Below are 16,677 nucleotides of genomic sequence, written 5' to 3'. Positions count from 1 at the left end.
GCACGCCACCGATGGCCGGGCGGTCAGCCTCGCAAGTGCTGGAGGCTGACCGTCGGAAGGGCACCTTTGGCCACCCCCGGGGAAAGCGTCAGCCCAAATGCGCGCTCCAGCGCCACCAACGCCATCACGGACGGGGACCAATCGTCGTCGAAGTCGTCTTCGTCCTCCGGGAAGAAGCCGACGTCAGCCAGAGCACTACAGAGGCGAGAGGTATCCGCGCCCGTTGTCATATGAACCGCCCAGGCATCGAAGTCGGCCATGATCTCCCCGTCCCGCGCGTGCACGATGCGGGTCGTACCCGCCATCTGATACCACACCGACACTGCCTCGGTCCCCATGGACAAGCCAGAGAGCACCGATGGCTGCAGCAACCTGCCGTGCGCATCAACATCGAGAAGAAAGATCCACTCCCCGCTGCGGCACACCCTCACCGCCGGTGTCTGCTCGTCCCACCCGAAGCACTGCAACGCCTCCTCGGGGGTACACAGCGGATATGGTGCCTGATCGGCGACACCCAGGCGCGACAGCACCTCATCGAGCGAAGACCCGCGCACACACGTGATGCCGAAGTGATCCCAGGGCACACACCCGGCCAGTACAGATTCCGTCACTACCTAGCGTCCTTCAGCTCGACAGGTTTAGGGCGTGCCGTGACAGGGTCCTGGGAACGGTCAACATTCCGTTCCCATAAGCCCGTTCGCATCGGTGAAACAAATGGTACTGCCGACACCCCGTCCCAAAGCAGCGCAACGAACCGCAGAGAGACTGGTCCAGCAACCGTTGGCCATCGGGCTGGTGGAGCCTCTAGCAAACCCGGAGCGGTCCAGCCCGCACCGACCTGAAATGGGCGACCGCTCTGGTGAGGGCCCTGCTGGTACTGACGAACCGAGAGGATCAGTACGGCATCCTGCGTGCTCAGGCCCTGACTCCACGCGAGTATCTGGGGCTCCTCCAAAAGATGCTGGGAGAGCTATGAACGCGGAAGAAGCGACGTGCGGTCAGGCGAACCTGCCCTGGCGCACCAGCAGTTACAGCACGGGGTCGGGCGGAGAGTGCGTTGAGGTCGCCCTCACGGCGAGTGCCGTGCATGTGCGTGACTCGAAGTGCGTGGGGAAGGGCGGGCCTGCGCTGAGAGTCGGCTCGGAGGCATGGTCGGCGTTGCTTGAGGCGATGTGAACTTGGTGATGCCGTGAGCCTGGCCGCTCCATGACTGGTCGAGCAGAGGCGTACAGCGACTCATGAGGTCGGTAGTTCTCTCGGAGAGGCGCCGACCTCGTGAGTCGTAGACCCGTACGACGTCAAGGAAGCCAACGCAACCGTTCGTCGTCGGCCATCTGACAAGTCAACCGGATCCCTCCGGATGAGGTCACCTGAGCACCGTCCAGGTTGCACTTCCGGTTGGGTTCGTTGCAGCTGCCCTTCTTGTGGCCTGGCACATCGGCGCAGTTCAGCGTGTCGTGCGCCTCTTGTCCCTCCGGTGAGAGGTTGTCGTAGTTGCTCCCGTCATGTCGGCCCGGTGAGTCGGAGGGCGTGCTCTGAGGAGTGGGCTCCGCTCGGACCGAGGGTGACTCCTCCGTCGACTCCGACTCTGCTATCGGCTCAACGGGTTGTGCCTTCGCTTGATCAGCAGGTGATGCGGTGACGGTTTCGGTCGCCGTTGCCGTAGCGGTCATCGTGACAGTGATCGTCGGAGCTGGCCGGGTCGTGGTCTCGGCAGTGGTCTGGGTCGCGCTTCGGCCCAGAGCGATGTCAGCGGCACTTGCTACGACTACGACAACCGCAGTGATCAGACACCAGGTGCGGAGGCGAGAGCCAGGAGCGTACGGCAGTTGAGCACCTGAGGACGTGAAGGGAGCTCGATAGGACTTGTCGGGCGTCTCCTCGCGGGCGATACGGACGAGCTCTTCCTCTTCCGGGTCAAGGTGCTGCGCAGCGGTTGGGGCGTTGCGTTCGGGGGATTCGACGTCGGCGGGCTCCTCCTTGCGCAACGGCACCCTGGAGAAGATCGCCTCCAGCTGTACGCGGCGTGCTTCCTGAGCCTCCCACTGCGCTCGGGCAGGATCCGCCCCGGGGAACGGGAACCTGCGACTCCAGTCGCTCTTGTGGCAATTCGCGCAATTCGAGACGCCTTCTTTCTTGATGCGCATCAACCGGCCCACACCGTGCCCGCAGTGTGGGCATACGTGTCGAATCTCGACCATGGCTCCCCCGGTGACCTGCACATACTTGAAGTGACCCAAATGTAGATCACGAATGGAGTGGCGTTGCCTTGCGCCCTCGTCAGCTTGGAGCCCATTGAGGGACGGCACGGCGTTCCTGGAGTGGTGGTGGGTCACGCGGGTGCGGGTGTACAGGCGGGGGCTGTACGCGGTGGGGGCGGGTGCTGGTACGCGGTACGGGGGGAGTGGCGCCAAGTGGCGCGAAAGTCACGTTCCGTGTCCCTAGAGTGAGTGGTGAGTGACGGTGGGGTGCCTGCGGCGGGACGCGGGGCGGGTGCCTCTGTACGGCGGACGGGGTGAGGTGACCGGTGACGACTCAGGGCGGCAGCGAGGGCGAGACGGGCATCCTGCGGTGTTTCGGGCGGCAGTTGCAGTTGCTGCGGACGAGCCGGGGGCTGACGCGGGCGGAGTTGGGCGCGAAGCTCGGGTACGGCGAGGACATGGTGGCGTCGGTGGAGCTGGGGCGGCGCATTCCGAGGCCGGAGTTCATCGAGCGGGCGGACGCGGTGCTGGAGGCCGGCGGGCTGCTGGCGGTCATGAAGGAGGAGGTGGCGCGGGCGCGGTACCCGGCGTTCTTCCGGGATGCGGCGAAGTTGGAGGCGGGGGCGGTTGAGCTGCATGTTTATGCCAACCAGGCTGTGCCGGGGCTGTTGCAGGTCGAGGAGTACGCGCGGGTGGTGTTCGAGATGTGGCGCCCCCTTCTGGACGAGGAGACCGTGAACCAGCGTGTAGCTGCCCGGCTGGCCCGCCAGGAAGTGTTCTCGCGCAGGTCCATGCCGACGATCAGCTTCGTCATCGAGGAGAGCACGCTGCGGCGGCCTTTGGGAGGCAGGGCAGTGATGCGGGCTCAGTTGGAGCAGATCCTCCTCTACGGCCAGCAGCGCAACGTCGAGATCCAGGTCATGCCGACCGATCGACGCCAACATGCCGGGATGGGTGGTCCGTTCACCTTGATGGAGACGAGCAAGGCGCAGAGGATCGCCTATGTGGAGGTGAACGAGCACAGCCACCTCTACAGTGAGCGGCCGGTGGTCCGGGGTTACGAGGAGCGGTACGGCATCCTGCGAGCCCAGGGCCTCACGCCCTCGGAGTCACTGGCCTTCATTCAGAAGCTGTTGGGAGACCTATGAACACGGAAGACACGAGCCTCCAGTCTTGCTCGGAACTGCGCTGGTTCACGAGCAGCTACAGCAGTGGTGCGGGCGGCGAGTGTGTTGAGGTTGCTGTGGAGGTCGCCGCTGTCCACGTGCGTGACTCGAAGCAGGTGGCGCAGGGTGGGCCTGTGTTGAAGGTCGGCTCGGCGGCGTGGACAGCGTTGCTTGAGACGATGTGAGCTTGTTGCCGCCGTGAGTTGGCCGTCCATGGCCGGTCGAGCGGAGGCGTACGACGGCCTGCGAGGTGGGCGCTTCTCTCAAGGAAGCGCCCACCTTCGCTATGAGGAGCGGCACTCAGGCCTCGCGGCTCCCAGGCGGAGTCCAGCGGCCGGCGGCGATCTCCTTGTCCAAGCGAGCTTGGAAGTGGGCGTGTGCGGCGCGCATCTCAGCCTCACGGTCCGCCTTGTAGAAGGGGGCGGTGTAGCCAGTCGGAGGTGGGGTGGTCTTCGGGTTCTCCAAGTAGGCCAGCAGGTCGATGTAGTCCTGCTTGGTCTGCCCGTGGCCGTAGGTGTTGAAGTCTGCGGCAATTTTGCGCCCGTTGGCGTCGAAGTAGGTCGCAGACTCGTAGTCGTACAGCTGCGGGTAGCGCGACTTGAAGATTGCGCCGAGTTGGTCGGCGGTGATGCCGAGCCAGACGGCAACAAGGGCGTCCAACTCGACGAGCGCGGCCCGGCGCTCGTGCTCGGTGCGGAGCGGTGTGGTGTATTCCCAGGCCGGATTGAGGTCAGCAGCAAGGGGATTCAGATCAGGCCAGTTAGGGTTGGCCCAGTCCTCGTACCCCGCCCAGCGGGGATCGAACAGCTCTAGCCATAGGGGGGCGTAGTGCGAGGTGAGGGCGTTCAGACGGAGGGTACGGAGGAGGAGGGCTGGGGCAAGTGGGTGGGCGGGGTCTGCGGCAGGCATCTTGAGGGCTTCTCCCTCGTGGAGATTCGAGCGACCGGTGATGCGCAGCACGTAGTCGAGAGGTAGGGATGCCCAGAAACCTGCGTTGAGTGCGGTGATGCGCGCATCTGTAACGGACATCGAGCGGACCGCATCAATATGCGCAGGGCCAGGCGGAATTAGGGCTGCGTGAAGACAGCGGCTACTATCGAAGGGAATGAATTTTCTCCAGGCGAGCCGAAAGAAATCGGTGAACGGCCTTTCGTGCCAGGAGTCTTGAGCGGTGAAATATGTGGCTTCGTCGGTCGCTCGCACGTAATTAGTCACTGGGGTGTACGTCTTTAGTAGCTCCGTCGGGGCGACTGGATCCCAGTCTCTGTTGCTACGGCAGGGAATTCTCGGCTCCTTCGAGAATGGAAGTGCTGCCGCGAAGTGGGGTCCCTGGAGGATGACGTCCGAGATGGACTGCACGGTTTGGTTGCCCCAGCGGATTAGGCCCGCCTTTTTCGCACCGGATTCGTCGTATCCTCGCGTGATTAGCGGCTCGTAGTCTGCCAGGCTGCTGGGGTGCTGGGCCAACGCCTCAATGGCCCCTTGTTCACTCCGTAGGACAGGGTAAAGCAGTGGAGTCTGTGCTATCGAACCAGTCGATCCGGTCAGAGCTTGCCAACTGGCCAGCAGATCCATGTTCACGTGTACGACGCGCTCTCGGTGCGGCCGGATATCCCACGAACCCTTGTACTTGATCCCAGGTGTCGATTCCCGCCCGTCATGGACTAGCGAATCTGGCAGGACGTTGGCACCGCGCAACTCACTGAGGTGTAGAAAGTTGGGATCCTGCGGCGTGCCGTAGATGTGCATCGCGAACTCTTGTGATCGGTTCAGGTCTTCGAACGCCCAGTTCGAAGAGTTCACGAAGTGTGCGTGCACCCGCAGGTGCCTGTATGCAGATGCCCGGATAGTGCCTTCGCGAACGCCGCCGAAGTGCGTGTCCGGGTGAATGAGCCCCACGGTGCCACACTGGGCGAGGTGCTGCCAGACTTGCACCATGAAGGCGCGATACAAGTCCGGCTGTGTTCCGGCGATCAAGGGATACGTCACGGCGCTGCCAAGCGAAGAGACGAGCCCGGTGTTGGCGCTCAGTTCGTTCAGGAAATAGGATCGTGCAGGTGCGAACTCCTCCAATAGGTTCGACTTACGCAGCCGCCATTCGGCGGCGCTAGGGTTCTCGGTAAGCACGAACCACGGCTCGTACTCCGCAAGAATCCCATCTTCTTGCCATCGCGGTCGCACCCAAGGTGGGTTCCCCACCTGCAAGTCAAACCCGCCCCGCGCCCCAAAGACCTGCCCGAATTCCAACTCCCAATGAAAGAACCCCTGCCGCTCCGCCACATCCCGAGCCACCCCCGCCCACGGATACCGCGACTCCAGCGAGAAGAACCGCTCCATGCCCATCCACTCGGGCAACTCATCCTCGTACCGCTCCAGTTCGTCGAGCGTGTCGAAGTGGGCCACCAGGGAGTCCGCGGCCACGTCCTGCGTGCCGAGCAGCGACTCCGCGAAGTCCAGCCAGTCGTCCAGTGAGGCCAGCGGGATCACCGTCCGCCGCTCACCCCGGATCTGCTCCTTGCGGCTGCCGCCCCGTACCGCCTTCGACTTGACCTCGACGACCTGGACGTCGCCGAACAGGTCCTCCGACTCGTACGTCTCCCGCACGGGCGCCCCCGCCTGACCCGGCACCGAGGCCGGTGCCGGGGCCGTCGACACGACCCACTCGCCCGACTGCGAGGCGACCTCCGCCGCCCGCGCGTACGCCTCGTGCGTACCGTCCAGCAGCGCGGCCTCCTGCACCGGCCAGAACCACAGTGCGCACCACGCGTCCATCAGTGTCTTCAGGCGCCAGTACGGGGTGTCGACCGCCTCCAGGTCGGCCTTGACCTTCTCCCTCGGCACCGCGACCTCCGGCGACCGCAGCCAGCCGTCCTCCGCGCCCCACACGTCGATGCGCCGTGAGATCTCCCGCTCGGAGATCTCCAGCCGGCGCACGACCAGCCCCCACAGGTACTCCGCCCGCCGCGCCAGACCCTGCAACCGCTTGGTCTGCGCGGGACTCGGGGACTTGGTGATCGCCTTGCGCCAGGCGGCCAGTGCCTTCGCCTCCGCCGGGGCCAGTGCCTTGGCCTCCTTCTCGGCGGCGACCGCGCCCCACTCCTTCGCCGGGAGCAGGAAGTGGTGCACCGCGCCCTCGGGCAGCGTCGCCCCCGCCAGCGCCTCAGAGAGAGGGAAGCGTTCCGGAGTCGTACCGAGCCAGCCGCCCTTCTTCAGGCGCTCGGCGGAGTAGACCTCCCTGCGGCCGCCGATCAGCGAGTTGCCGCGCCGCAGGTGCAGGCCGAACCACGGGGCCTCCATGCCGGGGTGCATGGTGTTCAGCCACAGCGACACCTCCGCCAGCTCCACGGCCGTGTCGTTGAGGTCGACGCCGTAGGAGTTGTGCAGGGCGATGTACGCCTTGGCCTTCTGGAGCTCGACCGCGTACTTCTCGGTGTCGATGGCGGTGCCCAGCTCGTCCTGGCGGCGCCGCAGGTACTCCGTCGCGACCTGGTTGATCGCCTCGTTGAGGAACGCGCCCGAGCCGAGCGCCGGCTCGCAGATCTTCCAGTCGAGGAGTTCGCGGGCCTCCGTCACCGTGTCGTCCTGGTCCAGGCGGTGCTGCAACGCCAGTTGGACCGTCACGCGGGTCAGCGACTCGGGCGTGTAGTAGGAGGCCGACGTCTGACGGTCGCGCCCCGACAGGCGGTACACGAACGCGCCCGGCGCGTACCGCACCCGCTCCTCCACGCCGGTGTCCTCGTCCTTGTGGCGGACGAACACCTCGTCGGGGTACTCGTCGGCCTTCGTCGCCGGGACCAGCCAGGAGCCGTCCTTCGGGTCGCCGTTCTTCGCGACCTCGTACAGCTCCTCGCCCGCGACGAAGCCCGAGTAGGACATCAGGCCCTCGTACACCGCGCCGAGCTGGTTGATGCCGAGCTGGGCGTACGAGATGAAGCCGCCGCGCTCGCGCCGCTTGCCGCGCGTCAGCATCAGCAGGCGCAGCACCCGGTACAGGGTCTCGTTGCGCAGGCGGGTGTCGAGGAAGCGCTCCCCGCCCGGCTCGCCGCCCCCGTCACCGGCGGCCCCGGCCTCGGTGTCGACGCGCGGGTCCGGGACGGCGTACCGGCCGATGAGCCGGATCGAGCCCGGCTCGAACAGCTTGGAGTGCAGCGGCTCGAAGCGCAGGCCCACGTCCTCGGACGTCTTCGCCGTCACGGAGTCGGCCCGCTCCGCGTCCGCGCCGTGCGTGCGGCGCGGGCGGTGGCCCTCCTGGACCTTGCGGAACAGCAGGTCCAGCGACTCGTACAGGTAGAAGCCCCTGCGGGACTTCTCGTCGACGAGGTCGCGTTCGGCGATCAGTTCGCCGAGGCGGCCGAGGCCGTAGCCCAGCTGGTACTCGGGGTAGTCCGAGGGCAGGATGCCCAGTTCGGGGCGGGCCTCCGCGTACAGCAGGAACAGCACCCGGTACAGGTAGCGCAGCGACTCGCGGGTCAACTGCTTCCCCAGCTCGGGGAGTTCCTTGACCTCCTCGGGGCGGACGCCGGCCTCGCGGAGCCGGTCCAGGACCTCGTTGGCGATCAGCTCGACGCTCAGCCGCAGGCCGTCGCGCAGCTCGCCGGAGACGCCCACCGCGTGCTTCGTCGACTTGTCGAGGAGCGTGGCGAGGGGGTTCTCGCCGCCCTCCTCCGGGGTGCGCAGCGAGTCGGCGCCGAACAGGGCGGCCACCGTGTCGAGTTCGCCGCCCGCCTTGGTGTCGTTGCGCTCCAGCACCCGGTCCAGTGACACCGCGAGGTAGCGGCCCTCGCCCCACGCGGCCCGGTCGGCGAGCACGACGACGCCGCCGACCAGCAGCAGCACGTACCGCGGGGCGTCCTCGCAGGCGAACAGGAAGGACGCCAGCTTGGAGCCGGTGGCGACGGTGTGCCGGCCGTCCAGGCGCAGCGCCTCCAGGAGGCGTCCCGCCCCCTCCGGGTCCAGGGCGTCGTCCGGCTCGGCCGACCAGCCGCAGTCCAGGGCGACCAGGTCCTTCTCCGCGTGCGCGACCGTCACCTCGTACGACTGCTCGGCGCGGACGACGGTGAGCGTGCCCGGCTCGGCGTCGTAGCCGAGGGCGCGCAGCACCTCCGCGTTCAGCGCGCGGACGCGGTCGCGCCAGTCGGGGGCGTCGTACGTCACGGCGTCGTCGCCGGTCGCCGCCCGCTCCTCGTCCGTCGTGAAGTAGGAGCGCGCCGCGAAATACGGGCGGCGCAGGGTCCGCAGGCCCGCGCGCGGCGTGACGGGCAGGGCGCCCTCGGGGCGCTCGGCGCCGGCGGCGTCCTCCTCGCGCTGCTTCCACTCGGCGAGCAGACCGGACTTCAGATCCTTCGGGAGGACCTCGGCGAGGTAGTGCGCGGAGAAGTAGTCACCGCGGTTGACCAGGCTGTCGTACGTCATCTTCGTGTACCTCTGCGGGATCAGGTCAGGCGGCGTGGGCGGTGGCGGGCGCCAGGACGGCGAGCACGCGCAGCATCGGACGGCCGGTGGTGAGCAGGGAGTCCGCCAGGGAGGCGAGGCGTTCGCGGGTGCCGGCGGGCGCGGCGGCGCCGCCCGCCAGAGTCGGCTGCTCCCACAGGCCCAGGCGGGTCTTGTACTCCTCGACGGGCGCCCGCAGCGGTTCGTCCCACGCCGTGCGGTGCCGCTCCAGGAACGCCTCCGCGGTGTCCAGGACGCCGGGGATCGCCTCGGCGAGAGCGGCCGGGTCGTGGGCGAGGCCCGGGTTCGCCATCGTCGGGCCGACCTGCGCGCGGCGCAGCACCGCCACCATGTCGTCGTCGACGTCGCCGTCCTCGGTGACCGCCATCCACTTGACGACGGTCGGCCGGCCGAGCGCGTTGGAGTAGATGCCCTGCACGAGGTACGTGGGCCGGGAGACGTCGGCGGTCAGCACCGGCGCCTCCTGGCGGTCCAGGCGCACCAGGACCTTGTCGGTGAGCCACTCCATGACCGGGTGCAGGTCGGTCAGCAGGGAGATGTCGGGCCAGCTCGACGTCGCCGAGGCGCGGGCACGGGTGAGGCTGCTGTCCGCGAGCCGCCGGTTGAAGGTGACCTTCAGGCGGTCCCGCAGGCCCTGCTCGCGCACGTACTCCGGGGGCAGCGCCTTGAGGCGGTGGACCAGGTCGGAGGGCGGGACGAAGGACAGCAGGCCGGTCTCGGGGTCGGCGGACAGGTCGAGGCGGTCGTGGGCGTCCGGGTAGACCTCGCGCAGCGCCTCGTCCAGGAACTCGCGGGCGGAGGCGAACAGGCGGGGCACGTGCGCCGTGGGCACCGAGCCGCCGGCGTGGTCGCCGTCGGCGGCGCCCTCGTCCTCCCCCTCCGGTTCGTCGTTCACGGCGCCGAAGAAGTCCGCGAGGAAGTCGTCCACACCGTCGTCGGCGCCGTCGCCGTCGCCGGAGGCGCGGTCGGCGTCCAGGGACTCGTCCACGGTGCGGCCCCGCAGCAGATCCTGGATGAGGGACTTCTCCTCGGCCTCCGCCCGGTACAGGCCGGACACCGCCTCCGCCGTGCCCAGCGCCTGATGGGCCTGCGCCTCGCGCTCCAGCAGGCGTTCCGACACGAGAGTGTCGTCCTTGGCGCCGTCGACGGAGCTGGTCAGGATCAGCGCCCGGAACTGCGGCCGGTGCGGCTGCCCGTAACGGTCGATGCGGCCGTTGCGCTGCTCGATGCGGATCAGCGACCACGGCACGTCGTAGTGGACGAGCTGGTGGCACTGGCGGTGCAGGTTGACGCCCTCGGAGGCCACGTCGCCGGTGAACAGGATGCGCACGGGCGTGTCCGCGAGGCCGAAGTCCTCCACGCACTGCATCTGCTGCTCGTCCGACAGCCCGCCGTGCATGACCCGCGCCGCCTCCTGGGCCGCCTTCCCCCTGAAGCCGAGGGCCTGCGGCACGGTCCGCGCCAGCCACTCCAACGTCTGCACCCGCTCGGAGAACACCACGACACGGGTGTCCGACTTCGGACCCACCCCGATCTCCCGCAACTGCTCCAGCAGCGCCCCGAACTTGCCCGAGTCCGCCTCCGTCATGCCCGAGGACAGCTCCAGCAGCCGGTGCAGGGCCGCGCGTTCGGCGGCCGTCGACTCCGGGGCGTCCTTCTTCTCCAGCGTCCTGATGCGCGTGGCGACCGTGGCCTTCAGCGCCGCGGGGGAGGAGAGGAAGGACTTCAGCAGCGTGTACGGGAACAGGGGCACGTCGCTGACCGACTTCGAGCCGTCGGACGGCAGCCAGACCGCCGCCAGCTCCTCGAAGATCCGCTCCTCGGCCGGCGTCGCCGTCACCCGGACCGAACGGGAGGGCCCGCGGTCCGCCCACTGGCCCTTCATCTGCTCCCGCACCTCCGGACTGACCTTGGTGCGCCGGATGAACAGGTGCTTGATGTCGTCGGCCCGGTAGTGCTCCGGATCGCGGATCGCGGCCGGGTCCAGCAGGGAGATCAGCTCGGCGAAGGAACGGGCGTCACCGTTGTGCGGGGTCGCGGACGCCAGCAGCAGGGCGTCCGTGTGCGGGGCCAGCGTGCGGGCCAGCTGGTTGCGCAGCGAGCCCTTGTTGATCAGGTTGTGCGACTCGTCGATGACGACCGCGTCCCAGGTGATCCGCTCCAGGTGATGCTTGTACTGGTCGGTGTTCTTCAGCGTGTCGATGGACACGATGACCCGCTTGAAGTACGTGAACGGGTTGCGGCCCGCCGGGATCTCCCGCTGGATCCGCTCGATGCCCACCGAGTCCAGGCGCACCAGCGGGATCGCGAACCGCGTCCACAACTCGTGCTGGAACTGCTCCAGGACGTGCTGCGGGGTGACGACCAGGATGCGCTCGCCGCGGCCCCGGCGGATCAGCTCGGCGAGGGTGAGACCGATCTCCAGCGTCTTGCCGAGACCGACGACGTCCGCGATGAGCATGCGGGGACGCAGGTTGCGGCCCGACAGGGCCAGCTGCGCCGGACGCTGCTGGTAGGGGAGGGCGTCCAGGAGGAACGAGTCGGCGAGCGCCAGGCCCCGCTCGGCCTGCGGCAGCGGCGTCTTGCGCAGCACCGCCTCCAGGAACAGGCGCGAACGGCGGAAGTTCGGCGAGTCGTCCCGCACCAGGCGCGTCCGCCTCGGGTCGAGCAGCTCGATCCGGTCCAGCCCGGTGAAGAACACCGCCTCCTGGTCGCGCACGAAGTCCGACGCGCCCACCGCCTCCACCCGGGCGCCGTCGTGCTCCGTCCGCGTCGCGTTGCGCACCAGCCACACCTCGTCCCGTACGAGGATCTGCGCGCCCGGCGGGAAGAGGGCGTCCTCGCCGCTCGTCGCGGGGGCCGTGGTGAGGTCGGCGGTCACTCGGGTGCCTCCTGGGTCGTCGTGTCGAGGTGCTGGGGCGGGCGCCGCGCCGGGTGCGGCGTTCGCGCGTCCGTGTGGCCGTGTAGCTGTGTGGCCGTGTGGCCGTGTGGCCGTGTGGCCGTGTGGGCGGTGCGGCCGGTGCGGGCGCCGGTCACGGGCGGCGTGGGAGGTGCCGTACCGCGGTCAGGCGGTCCGCCGGTGAGGCGGTCAGGCGGTCCATCGGTGAGGCGGTCCGTCGGTCAAGCGGTCAGGCGGTCCGGCTCGGGGCGAAGGGCGCGCCCGCCGCGTAGGCCGCCCGGATGCGCTCCGCCGTTCTGCGCGCCTGCGCCGAGTGGCGCGGGGTGCGCGACGGCTCCGCGCGGTGGGGGAGCGGCTTCACGGGGCGGGCCGGCGCCGGCGGGTGACCGTGGGCGCCTTCCGGGGTGCCGCCGTGCGGGGCGCTGAAGGACACCCGGGGATCGGGTGTCCCCGCGACCGAGGGCGGGACCGGGAGCACGGGAGGCGTCGAGGGCGAGGGCGGGGCCGGGAGCGTGGGCGCGGGCACCACCGCGTCGGCCGGGGGTGCCGGTTCCCGGGCGGCCGGGGCGGTCGCCGTGGACAGGTCCGCGAAGGCGACGGCGGGCGGCGGGGCGGGCGCGGGCGGCGGGACGGCCGGACTGTGCTGCCGCGCGGTGAGGGCGGTGAGCCGGCGGCGCGCCTGGGCGATCTTCAGGCCGTGGGCCTCGACGACCGAGCGGCACCGCCCCACCACCTCGGCCAGCGGCGGACGGTCCTGCGCGCGGTGGGCCAGCATGTCCGTCAGCAACGGCACCAGGTCGGCGGGGACACCGGACAGGTCCGGGGCCGTACCGGGGTCGGTGACCAGGTGGAAGACCATGTAGGGCGTCGCCGCCTGGTGCGGGTAGTGGCCGGTCGCGGCGAACAGCAGCACCGCGCCGAGCGCGTACACGTCCACGGCGGGCGTCAGCGGCTTCTCACCGGCCGCCTGCTCCGGGGCCATGCAGACCGGGGTGCCGACCACCTGGTGGGGTGCGGTGAGGGACACGCTCGACTCGGTGAAGGCGGCCAGGCCGAAGTCGATGATCTTCGGGCCGTTCGGGCCGAGGAGGACGTTCGCCGGTTTGAGGTCGCGGTGCAGCAGATCCTGCGTGTGCACGGCCGACAGGGCCTCGGCGAGGACCGCGCCGAGCGCGGCGGTGAGGGCCGACGGCAGCGGCCCGTGGGTCTCCACGTGCCGGGCGAGGTCGGGACCCGCCACGTACTCGGTGGCCAGCCACGGCTGCTCCGCCTCCGCGTCGGCCCCCAGGAACGCCGCGAGGCGCGGACCCCAGATGGTCTTGAGGATCTCGATCTCCTGCGCGAACCGCCGACGGGACTCGGAGTCCACGACCGACGGCTTGATCACCTTCACCGCCGCGGGCTCACCGCCGGGCGACTCCCCCAGGAAGACCTGGCCCATGCCCCCCTGGCCGATCCGGCCGAGGAGGTCGAAGTCGCCCAGCGAGCGCGGGTCCTCCGGGTTCAGGGGCGTGATCTGCACGTGTGTCCTCGAAAATCGATCATGGCGAGCGTCTGATCAGCGGCGATGCGCGCCTGAGACACGGTAGTGGATGCGGTGGGGGCCGGGGACGGGGATTGCGGGACGGAGACGTCGACCCCTCCCGGCGCGGAAGCCACGGAGGCCACGGAGGCCACGGAGGGCGCGGAAGTCACGGAGGCCATGGAAGTCACGGAGGCCACGGAAGTCACGAGGACGAACCGCGCCCCGGTGTCCGTGGCGCCCCGCCCCGCTCCGGAAGCAGCTGCCCGCCGGTCAGCCCGCCCGCCAGCAGCCGCGCCGTCTCCTCCGCCAGCCGCGTCGCCCGCCGGGCCTCCGCCCGCAGCTCGTGCACGTGCCGGAACGCCTCCCCGTACCGCCGCTGCTCCTCCAGCGGCAGCAGCGGCACGCGCAGCCGGCCGGGGCTGACGGTGAGGACCGTGCTGCCCGTCGACGCGCCCGCGATGTTCTCCTCCGCGCCCAGGAACCCGGCGAGGAACCAGGCGTCCAGGCGGGCCGGGTCCGGCCGGAAGAGGTGGACGTGCGGGCCGAGCAGCGCGCCGGCGTCCTCCTCGCCCGCGACCCGCGCCATCGGGCCGTCCCCGCCCGCGACCGCCCGCACGAGGACGTCCCCGACGGCGACCGGCGGCGCCACCGCGCCGCGCAGCTTCGCCGGGTCGCCCGTGGGACCCGACCCGCACGCGATGTCGGAGCCGGTGAGGACCGCGCGGGCGGCCCCGGTCCAGCCGTCCCCCTCGCCGTCCCCGACCTCCGCGCGTGCGCCCCGCGCGCCCTCCGGCACCGTCCGCAGCAGGGTGAGCGCCCCGCCGCGCGAGAGGTCGGCCGCCGTCGCCGTCCGCCACTCGCGGGCCGCGGCGCCCGCGCTGCTCCACTCCTCGTGACCGGCCACCCGCACGAGGGACTTCGCGGCCTCGACGAGGTCGCGTCGCGCCGCGTCGGCCTCCGCCGCCAGTTCCGCCGGATCGACCTCGGAACGTGACGCCCGTACGAGACGCGCCGGGGTCAGGTCCACCACGTCGTCCAGGAGGTCCACCACCCCGACCGCGTGCGCGACACCGGGCTCGCCCTCGAACGTGTCCGGGCCCTCCGCGAACGCCCGCCACGCCCCCAGGACCCGTGCCGTGATCGCCGCCCAGTCCAGGGAGGCGGACCGGCCCGCCCCGCCCCGCGCGCGGCCGGCTCCGGCCGTACCACCGCCTCCCGGGCCCGTCGGCGCTTCCGCCGCGTCCACGAACAGCACCGACTTGCGCTCCGGGCCGCCCGGCTCGGGGCGTTGCAGCACCCAGACCTGGAGACCGACGTGCAGCGGCACCGACGCGCCGACCGGCAGGGCGATCACGGCGCGCAGGGCTCCGTTCCGTACCAGCTCCGCCCGTACGCGACGGCCCGACGCACGGCCCGCCACGGCCGGCGGCAGGATCAGGACCGCGTGACCGCCGGGAGTCAGATGGGCGAGCGCGTGCTGCACCCACGCCAGCTCCGACTCGGCGCGCGGCGGGACGCCGTACGCCCAGCGCGGGTCGTACGCCAGCTCGTCGTGGCCCCAGTCGCGGACGCCGAACGGCGGGTTGCACAGCACCGCGTCGGCGACCAGGCCGGGGAAGGCGTCCGCGCGCAGGCTGTCGGCGGCGCGCACGGTGACCGTGGCCTCCGGAGCCGTCAGCATCAGGCTGACGGCGCTGCGCCGGACCTGCACGGGGAGCGTGTCCTGGCCGTACAGCTCGCGTGCGCCCCGCCGGGCGGCGGCCGCCAGGAGGGTGCCGCTGCCGCAGGCCGGGTCGAGGACGCGGGCCGGGGAACCGGGGACCAGGTGCGCGATGAGGTCCGCGAGCTGCGCGGGGGTCCGGTACGCACCGGAGGCGGCGCTGTCCTCCAGCTCCCGCTCCGCGAGCACGCCCAGCGCGGCCTGCCCGCCCTCGTCGCGTACGCACGTGTACAGCGCGCGCAGCACCGCCGCGTCGTCCGCCTCGAAACGGACGGCGTCCGCGGCCGGCACGGCGTCGGCCGCGGTGGCCACATCGCGCCCGGCGCGGGAGACGAGGTCCGCGTCCGGCGACTGCGCGGCGGCCGTCAGCTCCTCCGGTGACAGGCCCGCCGCCGCGAGGACGAGGAGCAGGAAGTCCGACGTGCCCCCGCCGCCCTGCGCGTGCAGGCGGAGAGTCGTGCGCAACTCCTCCGACGGGCTCGCCGCCGACACGTGGCCGCGCGAGGCCAGCCACGAGCGCACCGACTCCAGGTCGTACAGCGGGCTGCTGTCCGTGCCGCCGGACGGCGCCGGGAAGTCGTCATGCCGACGGCGCCAGTTGCTGACCGTGGCGCGCGTGACCCCCGCGATGCGGGAGATCTCGGCGGCGGTCACCTGGGCGGATGACTGGGGCATGGGGGGAGTCCTGGCTCTCTGCTGTCGGCTGGGAACGTCAACAACCTACAGCACCCGTCAAATCTGTCAACGTGTTTGACGATGCTTTCAGTGTCGTGCTTATCTGTGGATGCTTCCGAAGGGGAGCGGCCTCCGGCAGGTCCGCTGCCGGGGGTGTGCCCTGACGCCGTGCCCCGAGGTCGTGCCCCGACGTCGTGCCGTTACGGCACGCCGGGCCGTACCGCGGCGGGTGCCTTCCATGCCCGCTCCGACGGGCGCCTCCGCACCACAGGCCCGCACCGACCCACTCGCTCACCGCCCCCGCCCGCACCACGGCGGGTCAGGCCGGGCGACACCGAACGGAGTACTCCATGACCACCCCGAACCCCACCCCGCAGCCCGGTTCCACCCCGCAGTCCGGTTTCACCCCGCCGCAGGCCCCCGGCGCCCCGCAGCCCGGCTGGGGCCCGATGCCGCAGGTTCCGCCGGGCCCGCCGGCTCCCCTCGCGCTCGCGGCCCGCCGCAAGCAGCGGATCAAGTACGGGGCCACCGCCGCCGTCGCCCTGTTCGTCGGCGTCGGGATCGGCGCCGGCGGCGGCGGTGAGCCGGCGGCCGACGCCACCACCGACGCGAAGGCCGGACCCCGCCCGACGGTGACCGTCACCGAGACCGCCGCGGGCAAGGCGGCCCCCGCCCCCACGGTCACCGAGACGGTCACCGCCCGGCCGAAGAAGACCGAGCCGGCCGGCCCCGCGACCACCTTCTCGGGCGAGGGCGAGTACCTCGTCGGCGAGGACGTCAAGCCGGGGACGTACAAGACGGCCGGCTCCGAGGGCGCGTTCGGCTGCTACTGGGAGCGGGCCAAGGACGCCAGCGGCGAGTTCGGCTCGATCATCGCCAACAACAACCTGGAGGGGCCGGGACGGGTGACCCTCAACAAGGGGGAGTACTTCAAGACGAACCGGTGCCAGGAGTGGAAGCGGGTCGGCTGAACGAGTCGTTCGAAGCGGCTTTGCGGTCTGCGGCGCGACACGGGCCCTGCGGCACGGAACGTCGGCGCT

Annotated in this window: 9 protein-coding genes; 4 read left to right on the top strand and 5 right to left on the bottom strand. The window is 70.5% G+C overall.

The annotated features are described in order from the left end of the window. Window positions 1-23: 23 nt before the first annotated feature. Entirely contained in the window at window positions 24-611 is a 588-nt protein-coding gene (locus ACH4N1_RS08560) for a DUF6461 domain-containing protein (protein WP_398095548.1), read from the bottom strand. Between the two features lie 103 nt (window positions 612-714). Between ACH4N1_RS08560 and ACH4N1_RS08555 the strand changes: the two genes are divergently transcribed. The 3 genes from ACH4N1_RS08555 to ACH4N1_RS08545 all read left to right on the top strand — a co-directional run bounded on the left by ACH4N1_RS08555 (window position 715) and on the right by ACH4N1_RS08545 (window position 3,552). Further along, window positions 715-1,176: a DUF397 domain-containing protein gene (locus ACH4N1_RS08555; protein ID WP_398095959.1), complete on the top strand. Its 462-nt coding sequence runs from the start codon at window positions 715-717 to the stop codon at window positions 1,174-1,176. Window positions 1,177-2,527: 1,351 nt separating this feature from the next. Continuing rightward, window positions 2,528-3,349, top strand: a complete 822-nt coding sequence (locus tag ACH4N1_RS08550; RefSeq protein ID WP_398095547.1) for a Scr1 family TA system antitoxin-like transcriptional regulator — start codon at window positions 2,528-2,530, stop codon at window positions 3,347-3,349. Next, the gene (locus tag ACH4N1_RS08545; protein WP_398095546.1) at window positions 3,346-3,552 is read left to right on the top strand and encodes a DUF397 domain-containing protein; all 207 of its coding nucleotides are present in this window, start codon (window positions 3,346-3,348) and stop codon (window positions 3,550-3,552) included. The genes ACH4N1_RS08550 and ACH4N1_RS08545 overlap by 4 nt, the downstream gene beginning before the upstream one ends. A gap of 115 nt (window positions 3,553-3,667) precedes the next feature. Here the strand turns inward: ACH4N1_RS08545 and ACH4N1_RS08540 are convergent, their stop codons facing one another. The 4 genes from ACH4N1_RS08540 to ACH4N1_RS08525 form a co-directional block, all read right to left on the bottom strand. Then, window positions 3,668-8,779 (bottom strand): class I SAM-dependent DNA methyltransferase, encoded by a 5,112-nt coding sequence (locus tag ACH4N1_RS08540; protein ID WP_398095544.1) that lies wholly within the window; start codon window positions 8,777-8,779, stop codon window positions 3,668-3,670. Between the two features lie 25 nt (window positions 8,780-8,804). Then, window positions 8,805-11,699, bottom strand: coding sequence for an SNF2-related protein (locus ACH4N1_RS08535; RefSeq protein ID WP_398095542.1), 2,895 nt, complete (start codon window positions 11,697-11,699; stop codon window positions 8,805-8,807). Window positions 11,700-11,946: 247 nt separating this feature from the next. Next, window positions 11,947-13,239 (bottom strand): serine/threonine-protein kinase, encoded by a 1,293-nt coding sequence (locus ACH4N1_RS08530; RefSeq protein ID WP_398095540.1) that lies wholly within the window; start codon window positions 13,237-13,239, stop codon window positions 11,947-11,949. 205 nt (window positions 13,240-13,444) lie between these two features. Then, the gene (locus tag ACH4N1_RS08525) at window positions 13,445-15,637 is read right to left on the bottom strand and encodes an N-6 DNA methylase (RefSeq protein WP_398095539.1); all 2,193 of its coding nucleotides are present in this window, start codon (window positions 15,635-15,637) and stop codon (window positions 13,445-13,447) included. Window positions 15,638-15,987: 350 nt separating this feature from the next. Between ACH4N1_RS08525 and ACH4N1_RS08520 the strand changes: the two genes are divergently transcribed. Then, the gene (locus tag ACH4N1_RS08520) at window positions 15,988-16,608 is read left to right on the top strand and encodes a hypothetical protein (protein WP_398095537.1); all 621 of its coding nucleotides are present in this window, start codon (window positions 15,988-15,990) and stop codon (window positions 16,606-16,608) included. Window positions 16,609-16,677: the final 69 nt, after the last annotated feature.

Source organism: Streptomyces sp. NPDC017202, assembly GCF_044331705.1.
Taxonomy (GTDB): domain Bacteria; phylum Actinomycetota; class Actinomycetes; order Streptomycetales; family Streptomycetaceae; genus Streptomyces.
Note: the sequence above shows the minus strand (reverse complement) of the source record. Positions and strands in the feature narration are given on the sequence as shown.

Bases quoted from the DNA above. Each gene is read 5' to 3' on its own strand.
- ACH4N1_RS08555 (WP_398095959.1), top strand. From the start codon at position 715: ATGGTACTGCCGACACCCCGTCCCAAAGCAGCGCAACGAACCGCAGAG.
- ACH4N1_RS08545 (WP_398095546.1), top strand. From the start codon at position 3,346: ATGAACACGGAAGACACGAGCCTCCAGTCTTGCTCGGAACTGCGCTGG.
- ACH4N1_RS08540 (WP_398095544.1), bottom strand. From the start codon at position 8,779: ATGACGTACGACAGCCTGGTCAACCGCGGTGACTACTTCTCCGCGCAC.
- ACH4N1_RS08525 (WP_398095539.1), bottom strand. From the start codon at position 15,637: ATGCCCCAGTCATCCGCCCAGGTGACCGCCGCCGAGATCTCCCGCATC.
- ACH4N1_RS08520 (WP_398095537.1), top strand. From the start codon at position 15,988: ATGACCACCCCGAACCCCACCCCGCAGCCCGGTTCCACCCCGCAGTCC.